Here is a 15708-nt window from a genome sequence, read left to right on the forward strand (position 1 = left end):
AACCTCGTTACAATTGATAGATTTACCGATTTTCGCCATAGTGAATAGCCCCGAATTTCGTAGACACCCTCGGGTTAGATTTTCTGCCGCTTCTCGAACTCGACGGGCGACAGCATTCCGTTTCTGACGTGCTTGCGTTTCGGGTTGTAGAACATCTCGATGTAGTCGAACACATCCTGGCGAGCTTCATCGCGTGAACGATAGACCCTGCGACGTATCCCTCCCGCTTCAGAAGATTGAAGAAGCTCTCGGCCACCGCATTGTCATGGCAGTTGCCGCGTCGGCTCATCGAGTGAACCAGATTGTGGTGCTTGAGGAACGAGGCCCAGTCCATGCTGATGAACTGCGAACCCTGATCCAAATGAACAAGGACCTTGTCCTTCGGCTTTCGCCTCCACACCGCCATGAGCAGAGCCTGCAATACGACGTCCGTGGTCTGTCGGCTCTGCATCGCCCAGCCGATGACCCGACGGGAATAGAGGTCGATGACAACCGCAAGGTAAGCGAAGCCCTCGCAGGTTTGGATGTAAGTGATGTCCGTGACCCAGGCCTTGTCCGGAGCCGATACGTCAAATTGCCGGTCGAGCGTGTTCTCGATAGCAACGGCAGGCCTGCCGCCATTGATGCCGGGACGGCGTTTGTAGCCGATCTGCGCCTTGATCCCGGCGAGACGCATCAGACGCGCAACCCGGTTCGGCAGCACATCTCTCCCTGATCGAGAAGATCGTCGTGCAGTTTGCGATAACGGTAGACCTTACCGCTTTCTTCCCATGCCTCCAGGAGCAGATCGGTCTGTCGCTTGTCCTCGTTGGCCCGCCTGCTCAGCGGGTTCTTCAGCCAGGTGTAAAATCCACTCGGGTGAACTCGCAGGAGACGGCACATCGTCCGCACCGAAAACTGCAAGCGATGCAGGGCAATGAACGCGTACTTCACTTTGCATCCCTGGCGAAATACGCGGCCGCTTTTTTTAGGATCTCTCGCTCCTCGGTGACGCGAGCCAGTTCCTTCTTCAGCCGCCTGACCTCCTCGGCCTCGTCGTCGGCTTTGGCGTTCGACGCAGCAAACTACTTCTTCCATTCATATAGGGAACGCTGGCTGACCCCGAGGCGCTGAGAAAACTCCGCAACCGGATGGCCTCGCTCCGTGATCTGGCGCACGGCGTCGCGCTTAAACTCTTCGCTGAAATTCGATTTGCTCATAATGCTCTTCCTGCCTCAAAATTAGGAAAGAAGGTGTCTACAAATCTAGGGGCTATTCAGGGGTCGCTGTATCGTACCCGGCTCACTTGGCTGAATTCTTCTCGGACAGGATTCGCAAACAGAAGCACATGGTGATGAGATAGGTGACCAGAAAGAACCCGCCGAACAACCAACCAAAACCGATATGATTTTCGACCGCGTTCCACGACTCCGGTAAAAGTCGGTAGAACGCGTACGGTACAAGTAGGGCAATCACTAGGCTAACAAAAACAGACCCAATGAACTGAAAGAACTTAAATGTACTGAACATAAAAAGGCGGTCCACAACCTCCACAGATGTGAACCGCTTTCTGTCTTCACAGTGCTAGCAGTTCAGACGCTTGAACATACGATCAGAGATTGTTTCGCCGCAACGATTATCGTCCGTACGGTATCGTACCAAACAAAATGAGGACGACCAACTTTATTAAGCTGGTCGTCCTCAAGGTCGGCGATGTGTCCAAAATCGCCATGGTTCTCGTGCTGAACCATTCCTTAAAATGGGTGACGCTGATGAAATGACAAGTGCGATATCTTGCCAGAACCATGTTTCGCCGGCGCCCGCCGCCGAGCCGCAAAAGCTCCGATCGATTGCGCGCAATGTAATAGTATTACATGTCAGCAAAATCTGACCTAAATACGTGCTTTCCGCATATAATATCAGGCGCAACGACCGACGACATTTTACACTAAACCATTCTGGATGATTTATAGTGTAGCAACTACAGAGGTTTATCTCATTGAAACAGTACATAATTTTCACCCGCGTTAGTACGGCAGAGCAGGGCAATAGCGGTCTCGGTCTCGAAGCTCAGCAGCGCGATATCACATCTTCCTAGACCGCTTTTCCGAAGGGCCGTACGAAGTCATTGCTGAATATCAGGACGTTGGATCGGGTGGCGAAGACAATCGCCCTGAACTTACCAAAGCGCTCGCCCTTGCCCGGAAGACCGGCGCTGAATTGCTGGTTGCTAAGCTGGACAGGCTCAGCCGTAAGGTCTCCTTCATCGCCAAGATCATGGGACGATAAGCGTGTGAACCTTCGTGTTGCATGCATGCCATATGCTGACAAGTTCCAGCTACACATCCATGCCGTACTGGCAGAGCAAGAGCGGACCCTCATCAGCGAACGCACCAAAGCAGCGCTGAAAGCCGCGAAAGCACGGGGCGTAAAGCTTGGTGGCATGCGTGATCCACTCATGACGCGCAATGCGGTAATGAAGGAGAACGCAGACTTCGCCCAATCCATCTCACCGATCATCAAGAGCACGCGAGCATCAGGGGAGACACTAGCCATCATCGCTCAAGCCCTCAATACCAGCGGCAAGCCTACGCCACGCGGCGGTCAGTGGACATCGACAGCGGTCAAGCAGGTACTCGATCGGACCTGCCCGCCGATCGCCTGGATTCTCGGCAAATGCACCCCCGCCCTCACCCCCTCATCAACTGATAGTTGCACTTAGGACGTCTCCGCTATTTTTAATGTTTTTAGGAAAGTCGGGTCAGGCAGCGATAGGCGTTTCTTCGGTAGCAATCGCTTCCAGCATCACAGCCAGTTTTGCGAACTTCTTGCTCGCCTTCGTCAATATCTTCCCGTCAGCGATCGGCAGTTCAATCACATCTTCAAGCAGCCGAACAACCTTTCGAGCCGCCTTTCGCAGTTCGGGTGGAGCGGCATCACTGCCGAAAATTTCTAATGCTAGGGCGTGCATCCGCCGGTGGCTTTGGGCTTCCAAGGAAGATTCGAGCCACATGATTCTATCCATGCTCATGGCGCACATAACGCGCATGGCGCAGTTCTGTCTCAAAGCGGTCGCTTATGAAGTCAATATCACATTAACCAATCGTTCACGATGAATTAGCGATCGCCGATACAACCATTACACAGCAGGTTTCCGGCTGCTTCGAGCGAATGCCCGTTTCAGCCAGCCATCTTCCTGTTGCTGGACGACGAGATCGAGATACTCAGCACGAAACCCGGCAAGGGTGATTTCCCCGGAAATCCAGCGCTCTTCCATCGCCAAATAGCGTGGATCATTGTCGAACTTCAGCCCATGAGCAGCAAGTTTCTCGCGTGCACGCTCAACCCATACTTTTCGCAGTTCGACGGACATTCGAATCTCCTGATAGACGGCAAAGATACGCGCGCCGTCCATTATGAGACAATCGAGATCGTCCGTACGCTATCGTACCGTCAAGCAGCTTTGCGCTTGCGACCCGGCTTATTCGGCTCGGCGACCGGCTCGCCATAGGCTTCTTCGATTGCAGCGCGAGAATCGGTATCGTTTTCGTCGTAAGCTTCCCGCTTCAGATCGGCGATAAGCTGAAGAGCTTCATCCTCGCCGTGAATGCTGATTTCGCGGTTCGCCAGAGTAAAATTGTAGACGGAATCGCCTTCGAGCTTGACCGGTGAACGACCCCCCACCCGATCCTTTTCGATTGCTTTTCTGATCCGATCAGCATCGGCGAGGAACGCCTCCAAAGCCGGGTTTCTCCGCTTCACATGCCGCTCAAGTAGCTCCAAACCGTTCGCCATTTCCGCATGCCTTCAAAATTGCATTCGCTTCTAAATACCGGTCACGATCGACCGCAAGATGATGATCGCCGAACTCGAAAGCGGCTCATTCGAGCGGACCAACGTGGCGATCGTTGAAGTCATGGACCTGATGAATATCCCTGCTTATCAAGTCGACGATCTTTGGATGTGGGCAACTAACCTTCAAATAACAGCCCGGTTGTCCGATTCACGAAAATCGTCAAACCTGTCGTTCGCAACTAGGGGGCGGCGATGTTTGAAGATTGGTCTAAGCGAACGGATGACGAAGTATTCAAGGACGCGAGCGAACAGCCGGGGCCTCAGGCGTCTTACTACCGTGGAACGGAGATAAGCCGCCGCCTTTATCTTCTTGAGAAAGCGAATCTTGAGGCTCAACGCGCTTTGCTGCAAGCCACATTAGAAGGCATTACTGAACAACGCTCTACCACTCAAAAAATGAGACGCCAGTCTAAGCTCATGTTCGCTTCGGTCGTGGCAGCTTTTCTTCTGGCATTCTTCACGTTGGTTGCGGCTTGGATCGAGTGACATTCGCCATGGCGAGAAGCCGTTATGTCCCGATTGTCACCGATACCGCGCTGAACGGCATCCATATTCCATTGGCGGCTTTGCCAAGTGCTCTCGGTCGTTGTGCGCTGACGCTGTTCGTTGTCAATGATGATCCGATCTACAAGGCTTCGCTAAGAGGCTCGGCAACATGTCTGCTTGTACACAATCACTACATTGTTGCGTGCTGCTACCACCAATTCAAAGACATTGATCCGCAGAAGATCGGCTTGCTTACGAAAGGCGGGGAAACTCTTGTAACATCCGGAGGGGTTAGGCACTTCATTGACCGCAACGATTCCGAGTTTCATGACCTAGCGCTGTTCGACTTCACCGAACCCTGCCAGGCCATTCCGGAATTGCGCGAGCACTTCCACAGGTTTGTCGTCATCCCGCCAGCAGCGCCAAGTGACGACGCGATGTTCGTTCAGGTATCGGGCTTTCCTATTGCCGACCAGACATACGATCTGGCTGAAAATAATCATATCAGTTTAGCGAAACGGCATATCCACTGCGACATTCTCCAGCCGTCGCACGACGAGTCGGTAGTCCTTCTTGGGCCTCATAAACCTTTGGACTTCTTGCCAGATGGGTTGAGTGGAGGACCGGCGTTCACCGTCCAAAGGATCGGAAATCAGCCGACTTGCTGGTATCGTGACGCGCGCAGGAAAAGACAGGATTTATATCCTCAAAAGCGGATACATTCGGTCAGCGATCCATGCCTTCCTCAACTCGTAAGGTGAACGCCATATGCCCGGCTCATCAGCTTCAAACGGCGACATATAATCTACCAATCAAACCGTCCAGCTAGGAAACCAATTGGAACGTCGTCCGTTCTCTCGTGGTCAAAAACAGCAAGGATGACCAATGAGCACTGGAAGCCAAGCCCGCTCGCGAATGTACATTTTCGTCGCCGCACTCTTCGTTTTGGGCCTCATGCTTGCTGGCTACTACACGTTCTTTCAAACCCCCGGCGAGATCAACGATGCTCCCGCGTCAGAGGTGGTTAATCCGAAGTCGTGAAGTCATCACTAAAATTAAGCTGTGCTTATCTACAATCTGAAGATCATATATCGCCAGACGTCGGAGGCTCTATGTTAGGTCGCCTCAACGGAGCCATACGATGCGTCTGACGATCTACAACTTTGTAATGTACGCTTCTTTTGTGCTCGTAGCTGGATACCTATACATCTTCGAAATCGCGCTTTAGCGGACGTCTTAACCCCAAATCTTTGGGGTTGATGTATTGTCGCCGGTGTAACTCGTGGTCCTGCCGTATCTGAAGCCATCCAAACGAATAGGAATGGATTTGCTGGCATTGTTGCATCATAAGCGATTCGTATAACAACACGCCAGAAGCCATCGGCATCTTGCGTCGCCGACACAGCACCAGTCGCCAGTTGACGCTGTATTTCAAAGCCGCATAGTTGCAGCCATTCTTGCCGATTTCGATGACCGCATTGCGGGTGCCTGTTCCGCGCGCAAGGCTAACCGAATATTCCTTCGTCGTGCTCGCCACTGTGAGTGTTGACGTGAGAAGAATATGGTGGTTCGGATCGGTGGACAGTTCGCGGATTTCTGCCGCCGTCAGCTTATGTTCCGGCGAATACACGTCTCGTGCCGTGCGCGCCGTCCAGCGCCCAAACTCCAAACGGTCAGGCTTTTGTACTGATAGAGCGCACCAGGCGCAAGCACCACACCAGCATTGACAGCCGTCGCGCCAGTGATTTTCGACGTGACATTGAAGTTTGCACCATTCGCCGCCTTCTTGTTACCGGTCGCATTCCAGTGAGTGCCGTCCGCCGTGTCAGACAGTGCAAGGATCGTGCCGGGAGTTACCGCGCGTTCGGTGCCGACTGCTATATCGACCACATTCTGACGAGTGCGGAGATCGGTATTGCGCGTGCGGCGCTGTGGATCGCGTGTCGCATTGTAAACCGCGTTGGCAACGTTCGAATGTGACAACAGCCGGGATCGTCGAATAGAAGTATGATTTATTCGTATGACGTGACTTGGCAGCTTCGACATAACCATCGACTTGTGCAGCCGTGCAGTTATTGAAGATCATGTCATTGGTGCCGAGCGCATAGAAGATGTTGTCGGTGATATTCAACAGACGATCGCGGCATGTGGTCTTGGAATAATCCGACATTTCGAATGCGGTTGCACCCGGTACGGAAGCGTCGATACCAACCATGTAAGGCGTCAGAAGACGAGCAACCGAACCGATAGCACCTTGCAGCGTGTCAGGAACGTCACAGACCGCACCGGAAACCAGAACGCCAGAATGGTTACTGTCGCCAGAAACACCAAACGTCGGACGCGTCAGCTTACCACCAATGAAGGACGGACCATAGAAGTCACCGCCACCAGCCCTAGTATTCGAATATGAATTGCCGGTTCCGATCAGGTTCGGGAAAGAAGCGCCATATTGGAGAGCTTCCCCGTTCGCATAGCCGCGCGAGCATGAGAGTAATAGCCACCGTTCGGGAAGTTGCCTTTGAAGTTGATCCAAAAATGGCTTCCGCCATTGGGACGGACAGCAGGACCATACAATTTTGCGTCTTGGAAAGCGGCGGCTCAAGCGACGTTTGCACCGGCTTTCGTTTGGAGAACCGTGATCCGTTGAAGTGATGTTTTCGTACGCAATGCCGTGAACAGTGCCCCCGACAGCCGGATTTACGGAGCCAAGGCCCTGCCCGCCGTTATATCGTTGGCGAGTGCCGTGACGTAAGACAGTGGACGAAGTCGCTCTAACCCAGCGCCAGCGGGCTTCAGAAGACCAATGTTCGAGAAGCCGAAACCAAGCCCGAAGACCATCAGGCGCTAACGACCGTCACTTTCACGCCTGAGCGAATGGAGAACGGGAACGACTGACCAGCAGCAATTTTCACACGCGGCGTTACAGCGGCATTCGGGGCGGCTGCACCGCTCGAAAAGGCAACGTAGATGTCCATCAAGGCGATGACCATCAGATACTTCTACGATGCGGCGGTGAAGGTGTAAACGGCACCGCTGTCCAATTCTTGCGATTCGAAATCGCAAGACATCACAGCGGCGTCAGGGGTAATATTAGAAAAGACGAGTTGGGCAACAGCTATATAGAGGGCCTCAAATAGCTAGTGTTTTAGCTATTTAGAAGCCGCACTGTCTCCGCGATCCGCTGGAACCAAAGTCCCTCAATCTAGTTTGGCTGCAACCTCAACGCGGATTGCTCAAATGTCCCAGGACGATGTGATTTACTCGAAGTGCTTTGAAGAAGGTCGCAGAGCCGGTCGGATCGGCATGCCAGACGCTTCGAACCCCTACGGGGAAGCTGGAACTGAGCGGAGCGCATGGCTCGACGGTTACGCCTCAGTCGATTTCGATCATGTGATCGCTATCGAGCGCATCCATCTTTTTCACCTTGGAAGAGAAGCGGGTGAACGCGGCGATACGGCGACGAACTGTCCCTTTGTCCATGACGAAGACCCTGAGCGAATGGAAATATGGCTGATGGGCTATGCGCCCCAAATTGACGGGGAACCGAACGCGAATGCCAACGTTCGGCATTCATGAAGTTTTTAGAACGCCGCCCATTAGTCACGACATTCATATTCTCAATCGCGATCATTGCATCGGTGTACGTCGTCCAGACGTGGATGACTGACCGGTTCGGATACGTTGACGGAAAAGCCCCGATCACCGAACCGCCGACCTAAGCTGCCGTTTTAATGGCAGCAAAGAAGAGCTTCGCTTCAGCGGCAATCTTATCGGCTTTGTCCAGCGAATTGATGATCTTTCTAGCACCAGCCCAATCGGTCGTCTGGTCGTTGAAATAGTCGGAGAGCTTTTTGCCGGTGAACCGACCACTGGTCATGCCGTCGAACATAGCGTTGACCGACACATCCACTTGAACCATGCGATCTGGATTATCCTTACAACCGTACTTCCAATAATTGTCCCTGCCCGTCGTCTGGCAAATCCCCCTCTTGCGATCACGCCATACGTCGCCAGATGACTCAGGACCATTGCCCATACGATCGGCATAGGCACGGTTTGCAATTGCTTGAGGCTTACGCGCATACCTTGGGGTCAGAACAAAAGTACGCTAAGGCCGAACGAAACCGTAACGATACAGAGATCGGATGTGCGACATCGGATCTCTGTGGATTGCCGTCGACATGCGCCAGTTTTGATTTCTCTGCCCGGCCCGACTCGGCAACGCTTCTTGCAGATTGGTCGTTAATGAGGTCGGGCGATGGCAAAGCGCAAGCTTCTTAATGATCAAGATCGCCGGAAGCTTATCGATATCCCAGTCGACGAAGACAACTTAATCCGCCACTATTCGTTGTCGTTAGCGGATCGCCTGGAGATCGAACTGCGGAGACGTAATCACAATCGGCTCGGCTTTGCCGTCCAGCTATGTCTGATGCGATACCCGGGTCGAGTGCTCGGAGCAGAAGAAACTACGCCTCGTGCCATGCTGAAATATGGTGCGGATCAGATCGGCGCCGCTCCAGACGAATTTGCCCTCTATGCACATCGTGAAGAAACCCGTCGGGACCATATGGCGCGCCTAATGGTCTATCTGGATACGCGGAGCGCGACGCTGCAAGATCGCCGCGCCGCGTTAATGGCGTCAATTCAAGCGGCAACCATGTCCGAGTGCTGCGATAGCTAGCTCTGCTGTCGCAGCGTTTCGCGAACGCGGAGTTCTTCTTCCGGCGATCGACACGATTAAACGCATCGGCGTTGCTGGCCGTGCCATAGCCCGGCGCCGGGCAGAAAGAACTCTGATTGAAGACAACCACTCGATAGGCTTCAATTATTGGAAAGGCTGTTAGAGGTTGACCCGCCGATCGGCCAGACGCGCTTCCGTTGGCTGCGTTCGGCACCAGACGCGCCGGCTGTGTCGAACCTCGTCGGGTTAACCGAGCGCATAGCTTTTCTGCGGCAGTTGGAGATCGTCTGGAACTGCAGGTGCGGGTATCATCCGGACGGTGGGAGCAGATGATCCGGGAGGGCAACGCAACGCCGGCCTGGCCTGCCAGCGACTTCAACGCCTGCCGTCGCTACGCTCTGATCGTGGCTCAAGTCATCAAGCTTTGTCAGAAGCTCACGGACGATGCGGTGACGATGTTCATCAAGCTGATAGGCAAGTTGTTCTCTCAAGCCAACAATCGAAAGAAGCAGCGGCAAATGGACTGCAGAGCGAATACTGCCAAAGCGCTGCGCATGTTTCTAGATACGATCACCGCCCTGCAGTCCGCCAATGACTATGGTCGGAACGCATTCGATGTTCTCGACCAAAAAGCCGGCTGGGACCGACTGCTTCGGATGAAGCCTGAGCTCGAAACGATGGTCGACGACAACGAGGCGCCGTCGTTGATCGTTGCAACCGAGCGATATGCGACCGTCCACAAATATGCCGGCGCGTTCCTCCTAGCCTTCACGTTCTGCTCAGCGCGTCGCCACGATCCGCTTCTTGCGGCAACTGCGCTGCTGAAACGGCTTTATGCCGAAACGGCGGACACTCCCGGATCGCGTACCACTCACCCACCTCTGCCAAACCGATCAGCCACTCATCTTCGATCAGGGAAAACCCAATCGTCGTCTGTACGAGGTTGCCACGCTCGCCGTTTTGCGAGACCGGCTTAGATCTGCAGAAATTTGGGGCGATAGTAGCCGATCTTTCCGGCCGATTGACGAACATCTGATGCCGCGGTCGACATTCATCACGATGAAGGAAGAGGATCGTCTCGGTTTGGGGGTCCAGAGCGACGGCGCGCAGTGGCGAAATCGCGCCTTCTTCCGCTCAAGGCTTGAAATGAGGCGGTAAACGCATTCGGTAAATAGCGTCTATTCCATCTTATCCATAAACGTTCTGCTTTGTCGTTCCCGCATAGTCAGCGTGTGCCCCGGATTGATCACGGAATTGTCGCCGCTCTATGTGCTGAACTTCCTATCGATTTGTTAAGGCTAGCGTCTTCTCAAAAGAGCTAATTCAACAGCTGTTAATCTAACTATGGCTCCCTGCTTCGACCGCGGGGGACCATACATGCATCGCTTACTCATTCTTTTTAGCTTCCTTTTCGCTATGGGACAATCTGTCCACGCCGCACCGACAGAGTGGCAAGTCACTATGACGACAAGACAGGTTAACTACACGACCGATTCGAAAACCTGGCTCACAGTTAAAGTCGGCGATGTAATTCCGAATAAGGCTTGGGTTTCCACAGGACCAAAGGGGAGGGTCCAGCTCTCTCGAGGCGTGGAGTCTGTTTCGTTTCAGCCGAACACGTTGGCAAGCATTACCACCTCCGGTTTTTTTCAAAAGACCACCGAGGTTCGCCAACAGACCGGTACGCTCGACCTCGAAATCGAAAAGCGTAGCAAACCTCATACCACGGTCCAAACACCTTACCTTGCGGCTGTCGTAAAAGGCACAGCGTTCCGCGTGTCAGTCACAAAGACGACGGCGAGCGTTTCTGTAACGCGTGGCCTCGTTCAGGTGAGTTCATTCGCCAGTGGTCAACGCTCCTCCTTGGGGCCTGGACAGCGCGCCGCCGTAGATGGCGTGAAAGGGATGACAGTCGCCGGGACTGTTTCAAAGCCTTCCATCAGTGCTGTGGAACCTTCGGTGGCCAGCGTGCGCTCGGTTGGCGCGACAGCTCTCAACGGACAGACACAGTCAGCGGACTCAAGCAAAAACTCTACGACATCTGGAGCGCCCGGCAGTCGTGCCGACGATGCGGACCATTCCAAAAGCGGCGAGAAAAGTGCCGGGGATGGAAACGGCAGTGGGAACGGCAACGGTAACGGCAACGGCAACGGCAACGGCAACGGGAACGGCAACGGCAACGGCAACGGGAACGGCAACGGCAACGGCAACGGGAACGGGAACGGCAACGGCAACGGCAACGGCAACGGCAACGGCAACGGGAACGGCAACGGCAACGGCAACGGCAACGGGAACGGCAACGGCAACGGCAACGGCAACGGCAACGGCAACGGCAACGGCAACGGGAACGGCAACGGCAACGGGAACGGCAACGGCAACGGCAACGGCAACGGGAACGGGAACGGGAACGGGAACGGGAACGGGAACGGGAACGGGAACGGGAACGGGAACGGGAACGGGAACGGGAACGGGAACGACTAAAGTCGTTACCGGGTGTCTAGGGGGATGTGATGCGTTTCTGGAGAAAAGTGAAAACGTCACTCGCTGTTCGGGCCGCGTTGGTCGCTCTTATGTGCGCCGTGCCAGTTTGGACGGCAGTAAAGCCATTCACCGATTACGTCGACAACGTGATTGCCAGCCTTCGTTTCAAAGCTTTGCAACGGCCGGCGAGTGGCGACGTTGTCTTCGTGGCGATCGATAAGAAAAGTCTTGATGCGATAGGCGTATGGCCCTGGCCACGCGGCATTCACTCGGAGATCATCGATCGACTGGCAGCGGCAGGTGCTCGTGACGTTTTTCTCGATATCGACTTCAGCAGCCCGTCGTCCGTCCCGGAAGATGAGAAACTAAGGCTGTCACTCATTGCTGCCGGCGGAAGCACTGTATTGCCTGTATTCCGGCAGCACGAAAGCGCCGTAGCAGGATCGGCCACAAGCGTAACTAGGCCGATATCCGCCCTCGCCTCGAATGCTTGGCTTGCGTTCGCTAACGTTGAACTTGCGGAAAGCGGGCTGATAACGACATTCAAAATGGCCGACCTATTGGACGGAAGGATGACGCAATCCGTACCTGCCGTATTGGCACAGGTCGACGAAACCTCTGGCACCTATCTCATAGATTATTCTATCGACCCTTCGACAATTCCAACTTTTTCTGCCTCTGATCTGTTGGATGGAACGGTTCCACTAAGCGTTTTTGCCGATAAGGCAGTGGTTGTCGGGGCTTACGCTACAGAACTGAAGGATGCCTACCCGGTACCAATGTACGGGCCTCTAGCGGGCCCCCTGATCCATATCCTAGCGACCGAAACGATTTTGCAGCATCGATTGGCATCGGGCGTCGACCAGACATTACCAGAACTGGTTCTCGCAGCAGCGCTTATTGGGATAGCCATCGGCTTCAGAGTGTATCGTCCCGTCGCTTTTATTGCGACTGCCGTCATACTGATCACAGCGATGGAAACCGTTGCATTCGTTATCCAGACCAATGACGCCTATGCAGTGCGAACGGCAAATGGCTGGATACTTTTAGGTCTTTCCCTCTTACTCGCCCTCAGCGAGAGAAGTAATTTCGCCCACGTCCGAAGCCGGATCGCCGTTGCTGACTATCAAACTTCAAAAATTACCCTCCAGTCCATAATCGCGGACAGCAATGACGTCGTCCTTGTTTTCGATGAAAATCTCTGCGTTCTCGATCGTAGTGCGTCTGCTGATGATCTCGACTCAGAGCATGAGGATGGCAACGACCACCGTCTAACTATTCCAAGCGCGTTGATGCCGCATGTCGAGGAGGCTGTCCTTCGTTTCAGAGCAGGCAGCGCGCCGACCTACTCAGTTTCTACAGACTTTGAGGTGGATCGCGGGGGTTTCGAGGCCCGTTTTGAAGCGTCAATTACGATATCCCGTTCAGAACGTCTCAACGATAGTGGCGAGCAAATCAACGGATTTATCGGAAGCGTTATCGCTCGTGACGTTACTGCCCGTCGAAAATACGAAGCGGACCTCCTTCGAATTTCCCAGGTCGATGAATTAACTGGGCTGCTCAACCGCCGAGAATTCATCAATCGCCTTCAGTCCATGATCGAACCGCAGGTTGTCGTTGCTGTTGGACTGCACAGATTTCCTGAGCTCAGTGCGACTCTGGGCCGCCCAGCGTGCGACCAGCTTCTGCGCGCAATCGCCAGTCGTTTGTCCAGCGTCTCACTCGTTTCGCATCTGGGCCGTGTCAACGGTGATTGCTTCGTGATGTCATTGAGTCTGCCGACCGGGGACTTCCACGAGATGCAAGCGGAAGCTATCCTGAGACAATTCGCGCTTCCTTTTGAAGCCGATGGGTCAGAAATCTACGTTGACGCTCGCCTGGGCATTTCATTGTTCGACGACATTAGGCTTACGGCCGCGTTCGCTGTGGACCACGCCGAAACAGCACTTATCGACGCGAGGTCTAACCCCAATTCCAATTGGATCATCTACGCTGAAAAACGTGCCCAGGATCAACTTCGAGCCAGAAAGCTCGAACAGGCCATGCGCGCCAGTCTGAGGCAGGACGAATTCTTTCTCGCATATCAGCCGCAGGTCGATCTCGCCACGGGACAGATGGTAGGTGCCGAGACGCTCATGCGGTGGAGGCATCCAGATTTTGGCTTGGTTTCGCCAGGTGAGTTTATTCCCGTTGCCGAGAGCAGTGGTGTCGTGTGCGACCTGGGAACATGGGCGCTTCGAAATGCCTGCGCAACTGCGATGACATGGCCACCTCATATGACAGTGGCAGTTAACGTCTCCCCCATTCAGTTTGCCAAAACGGATATCCTGGCGGAGGTTAAGAGAGCTTTGGCGGAAAGCGGGTTGGCCGCCCACCGACTTCACCTGGAGATCACTGAATCCGCTTTTTTGGATGGAACAGAGCGTTTATTGGGCGTCATTTCACAGTTAAGAAGTCTTGGTGTGTGCATAGCGCTCGACGACTTCGGCACCGGCTATTCATCACTCAGCTACATGGCTGGTTTCCCGTTGGACAAGCTGAAGATCGATCAGTCTTTCGTACGCAAGCTGACTACCGACCATCAATCTTTCCTGATCGTAAAAGCAGTGACCTCACTTGCTCATGGCCTTGGGCTGAAGCTTGTCGCTGAGGGTATTGAGAAAGAAGAAGAGCGGCGGATTCTTGCCGAGTTGAAGTGCGAGGAAGGACAAGGCTACCTGTTCGGTAGACCGCAGAGTGCTGAAGAAATTATGCAACAGCTAGCAAGCTTGAATAACACTGAGGCTGCCTGACTGCTAACGGAACTCTGAAGATGGGCATGATCCAAAGATACTGCGATCGAAAAATGACTTGAGCCCACAGCGTGCTTGATGGCGTTCGAACCATCGACCCGCCGAAGCAAGGTAGCGAGACCAACGAAGCGGCAGGAACACACCAGCTAGACGTGATCGCTACCGAAAACAGGTTGCTACTTCTGGATCTGACACATACCTCCAAAAGGGAAAGTGCCAACAGGCCAGGCCGTCAGAAACAGCGAGATCCCAAGCCGAACTCAGCGCCATCGCGGACCGCCGCTACGTCTGAGATCGCTAGGCACAGCTAGATACTCACTTGTCTAAGGCCCGCTGTCGTCTTGAGTGCCGGCTTCTCATCCCCCGCAGGACCGCATCAGAGGTGAATAGATCAACCGATTCCGCCTGCCCATTCCGTGCCTTCGGTCCCGAGCGTCGAACTTTCGCGATCGAAAACGGTCTGTTGTCATTGCAGAGCGAAGGACGTTGACCGGTATCAAACGCATGAGTATTCCCATTCGAGAAGGGGATCACATGACACAATCCAAAAGGACGCTCACTGCGCGCGTGCGTATTCCGATAACCGTCTGAGGACCTTCCTCGTGCAGTCGACGATATGACCCCTGCCGACCAGATGCCGACCAAGGACGATGATTTTCTGAAAGCTGCGTCACGTGCCAGCAATTTCGGCCGGTCGTAACCGGCAATGCGCCTTCTATTAGGGATACGGAATGAAGGTCTTTATCTACGGTACCCTAAAGCGCGGGTTTGCTCTGCACGACAAGGGCCTCAAATCGTCACGGTATCTGGGCAATGTCGTCACGGCTGTCCCCTATCCTCTCTACATCGCCGGAAGTTTCTTCGGCCCAATCACGCTCGATAAACCCGGAGACGGGCTGCCGGTAGAGGGAGAGCTGTTCGAGGTGTTGGAGGACACCCTCCCGAAGTTGGATGAACTCGAAGACGTCGGTCAAGAAGAAAGCTTTCGCAGCGCTATCCGCGTATCCGGATCCGGAACGGAGACAGCATATGCTATTTCAAGAGCGAGATCTGGCTTGACCCCGTTCATTCCAGCTTACTCAGCGACTACCAGGATCGGCGCTTCGTACCGGAGCGATGAGCGTGAGCCACCTGATCCAGATATTTCTGCCTTTCAATGTCGGGGACGCGCGTCAAATGATCGAAGCCGTTGAGAGCGAGCTGCTCGACCGGTTTGGAGGGGTGACGCTCAACATAAATTCGCCGGCCAAAGGGCTATGGGACAGCGGCGCGGGTGTTGAGCGCGACAAGATCATCGTCGTGGAGATCATGACTGAGGAGCTCGACCTCGGGTGTTGGCATAATTATCGTCAGCAATTGGAGCGGACTTTCGATCAGGACGAGATATTGATCCGAGCGGCCCAAGTGAGCCAGCTATGAGAGACGGTGGCTAGA

At 54.2% G+C, this 15708-nt stretch carries 16 protein-coding genes and 4 pseudogenes; 11 read left to right on the forward strand and 9 right to left on the reverse strand.

Annotated features, from left to right (window positions below):
* Positions 1–74: 74 nt before the first annotated feature.
* A pseudogene (locus HNQ72_RS26435) lies at positions 75–1199 on the reverse strand (IS3 family transposase).
* Positions 1200–2106: 907 nt separating this feature from the next.
* Here HNQ72_RS26435 and HNQ72_RS31155 point away from each other — a divergent pair.
* Together HNQ72_RS31155 and HNQ72_RS31160 are read left to right on the forward strand one after the other, a co-directional pair.
* Positions 2107–2268, forward strand: coding sequence for a recombinase family protein (locus tag HNQ72_RS31155; protein ID WP_343061640.1), 162 nt, complete (start codon positions 2107–2109; stop codon positions 2266–2268).
* 4 nt (positions 2269–2272) lie between these two features.
* Positions 2273–2701, forward strand: coding sequence for a recombinase family protein (locus tag HNQ72_RS31160; RefSeq protein ID WP_308422370.1), 429 nt, complete (start codon positions 2273–2275; stop codon positions 2699–2701).
* Between the two features lie 39 nt (positions 2702–2740).
* On the opposite strand, the gene HNQ72_RS26445 is transcribed toward HNQ72_RS31160, so the two are convergent.
* From HNQ72_RS26445 to HNQ72_RS26455, 3 genes are all read right to left on the reverse strand, one after another.
* Entirely contained in the window at positions 2741–2992 is a 252-nt protein-coding gene (locus HNQ72_RS26445) for a hypothetical protein (protein WP_183996964.1), read from the reverse strand.
* A 126-nt stretch (positions 2993–3118) separates the two neighbouring features.
* Entirely contained in the window at positions 3119–3352 is a 234-nt protein-coding gene (locus HNQ72_RS26450; RefSeq protein WP_183996966.1) for a hypothetical protein, read from the reverse strand.
* An 80-nt stretch (positions 3353–3432) separates the two neighbouring features.
* The gene (locus HNQ72_RS26455; RefSeq protein WP_183996968.1) at positions 3433–3774 is read right to left on the reverse strand and encodes a hypothetical protein; all 342 of its coding nucleotides are present in this window, start codon (positions 3772–3774) and stop codon (positions 3433–3435) included.
* A 252-nt stretch (positions 3775–4026) separates the two neighbouring features.
* Between HNQ72_RS26455 and HNQ72_RS26460 the strand changes: the two genes are divergently transcribed.
* The 3 genes from HNQ72_RS26460 (at position 4027) to HNQ72_RS26470 (ending at position 5361) form a co-directional block, all read left to right on the forward strand.
* Positions 4027–4320, forward strand: coding sequence for a hypothetical protein (locus tag HNQ72_RS26460; protein ID WP_183996970.1), 294 nt, complete (start codon positions 4027–4029; stop codon positions 4318–4320).
* 8 nt (positions 4321–4328) lie between these two features.
* Positions 4329–5081 carry a hypothetical protein gene (locus HNQ72_RS26465; protein WP_183996972.1) on the forward strand — a complete coding sequence of 251 codons (753 nt, stop codon included), beginning with the start codon at positions 4329–4331 and terminating at the stop codon, positions 5079–5081.
* 124 nt (positions 5082–5205) lie between these two features.
* Positions 5206–5361 carry a hypothetical protein gene (locus HNQ72_RS26470; protein WP_183997254.1) on the forward strand — a complete coding sequence of 52 codons (156 nt, stop codon included), beginning with the start codon at positions 5206–5208 and terminating at the stop codon, positions 5359–5361.
* A 160-nt stretch (positions 5362–5521) separates the two neighbouring features.
* Here the strand turns inward: HNQ72_RS26470 and HNQ72_RS26475 are convergent, their stop codons facing one another.
* From HNQ72_RS26475 to HNQ72_RS26485, 3 genes are all read right to left on the reverse strand, one after another.
* On the reverse strand, positions 5522–5950 hold the full coding sequence (locus HNQ72_RS26475; protein ID WP_183996974.1) for a hypothetical protein: 429 nt from the start codon (positions 5948–5950) through the stop codon (positions 5522–5524).
* A 195-nt stretch (positions 5951–6145) separates the two neighbouring features.
* Entirely contained in the window at positions 6146–6853 is a 708-nt protein-coding gene (locus tag HNQ72_RS26480; RefSeq protein WP_183996976.1) for a hypothetical protein, read from the reverse strand.
* 304 nt (positions 6854–7157) lie between these two features.
* Positions 7158–7310: a hypothetical protein gene (locus HNQ72_RS26485; RefSeq protein WP_183996978.1), complete on the reverse strand. Its 153-nt coding sequence runs from the start codon at positions 7308–7310 to the stop codon at positions 7158–7160.
* Positions 7311–7557: 247 nt separating this feature from the next.
* Here HNQ72_RS26485 and HNQ72_RS31390 point away from each other — a divergent pair.
* A pseudogene (locus HNQ72_RS31390) lies at positions 7558–7683 on the forward strand (hypothetical protein); the annotation flags it as partial.
* A 352-nt stretch (positions 7684–8035) separates the two neighbouring features.
* On the opposite strand, the gene HNQ72_RS26490 reads toward HNQ72_RS31390, so the two are convergent.
* Positions 8036–8239 carry a hypothetical protein gene (locus HNQ72_RS26490; protein ID WP_183996980.1) on the reverse strand — a complete coding sequence of 68 codons (204 nt, stop codon included), beginning with the start codon at positions 8237–8239 and terminating at the stop codon, positions 8036–8038.
* A gap of 339 nt (positions 8240–8578) precedes the next feature.
* Between HNQ72_RS26490 and HNQ72_RS26495 the strand changes: the two are divergent.
* Positions 8579–10114: pseudogene (locus HNQ72_RS26495) on the forward strand (DUF4158 domain-containing protein); the annotation flags it as partial.
* 348 nt (positions 10115–10462) lie between these two features.
* Positions 10463–10768: pseudogene (locus HNQ72_RS31165) on the forward strand (FecR family protein); the annotation flags it as partial.
* Positions 10769–11020: 252 nt separating this feature from the next.
* On the opposite strand, the gene HNQ72_RS31170 reads toward HNQ72_RS31165, so the two are convergent.
* The gene (locus tag HNQ72_RS31170) at positions 11021–11542 is read right to left on the reverse strand and encodes a hypothetical protein (RefSeq protein ID WP_308422373.1); all 522 of its coding nucleotides are present in this window, start codon (positions 11540–11542) and stop codon (positions 11021–11023) included.
* On the opposite strand from HNQ72_RS31170, the gene HNQ72_RS26505 reads away from it, so the two are divergent.
* From HNQ72_RS26505 to HNQ72_RS26515, 3 genes are all read left to right on the forward strand, one after another.
* A complete protein-coding gene (locus tag HNQ72_RS26505; protein ID WP_183996984.1) occupies positions 11512–14274 on the forward strand; it encodes an EAL domain-containing protein in 2763 nt (920 codons plus the stop codon). The two genes, HNQ72_RS31170 and HNQ72_RS26505, sit on opposite strands and share 31 nt — an antisense overlap.
* Positions 14275–15005: 731 nt before the next feature.
* Entirely contained in the window at positions 15006–15467 is a 462-nt protein-coding gene (locus HNQ72_RS31395; protein ID WP_183996986.1) for a gamma-glutamylcyclotransferase family protein, read from the forward strand.
* Complete coding sequence (locus HNQ72_RS26515; RefSeq protein ID WP_183996988.1) at positions 15397–15693, forward strand: hypothetical protein; 297 nt, start codon at positions 15397–15399, stop codon at positions 15691–15693. The genes HNQ72_RS31395 and HNQ72_RS26515 overlap by 71 nt, the downstream gene beginning before the upstream one ends.
* Positions 15694–15708: the final 15 nt, after the last annotated feature.

It is taken from the genome of Aliirhizobium wenxiniae, from assembly GCF_014201355.1.
Taxonomy (GTDB): Bacteria; Pseudomonadota; Alphaproteobacteria; order Rhizobiales; family Rhizobiaceae; genus Neorhizobium; species Neorhizobium wenxiniae.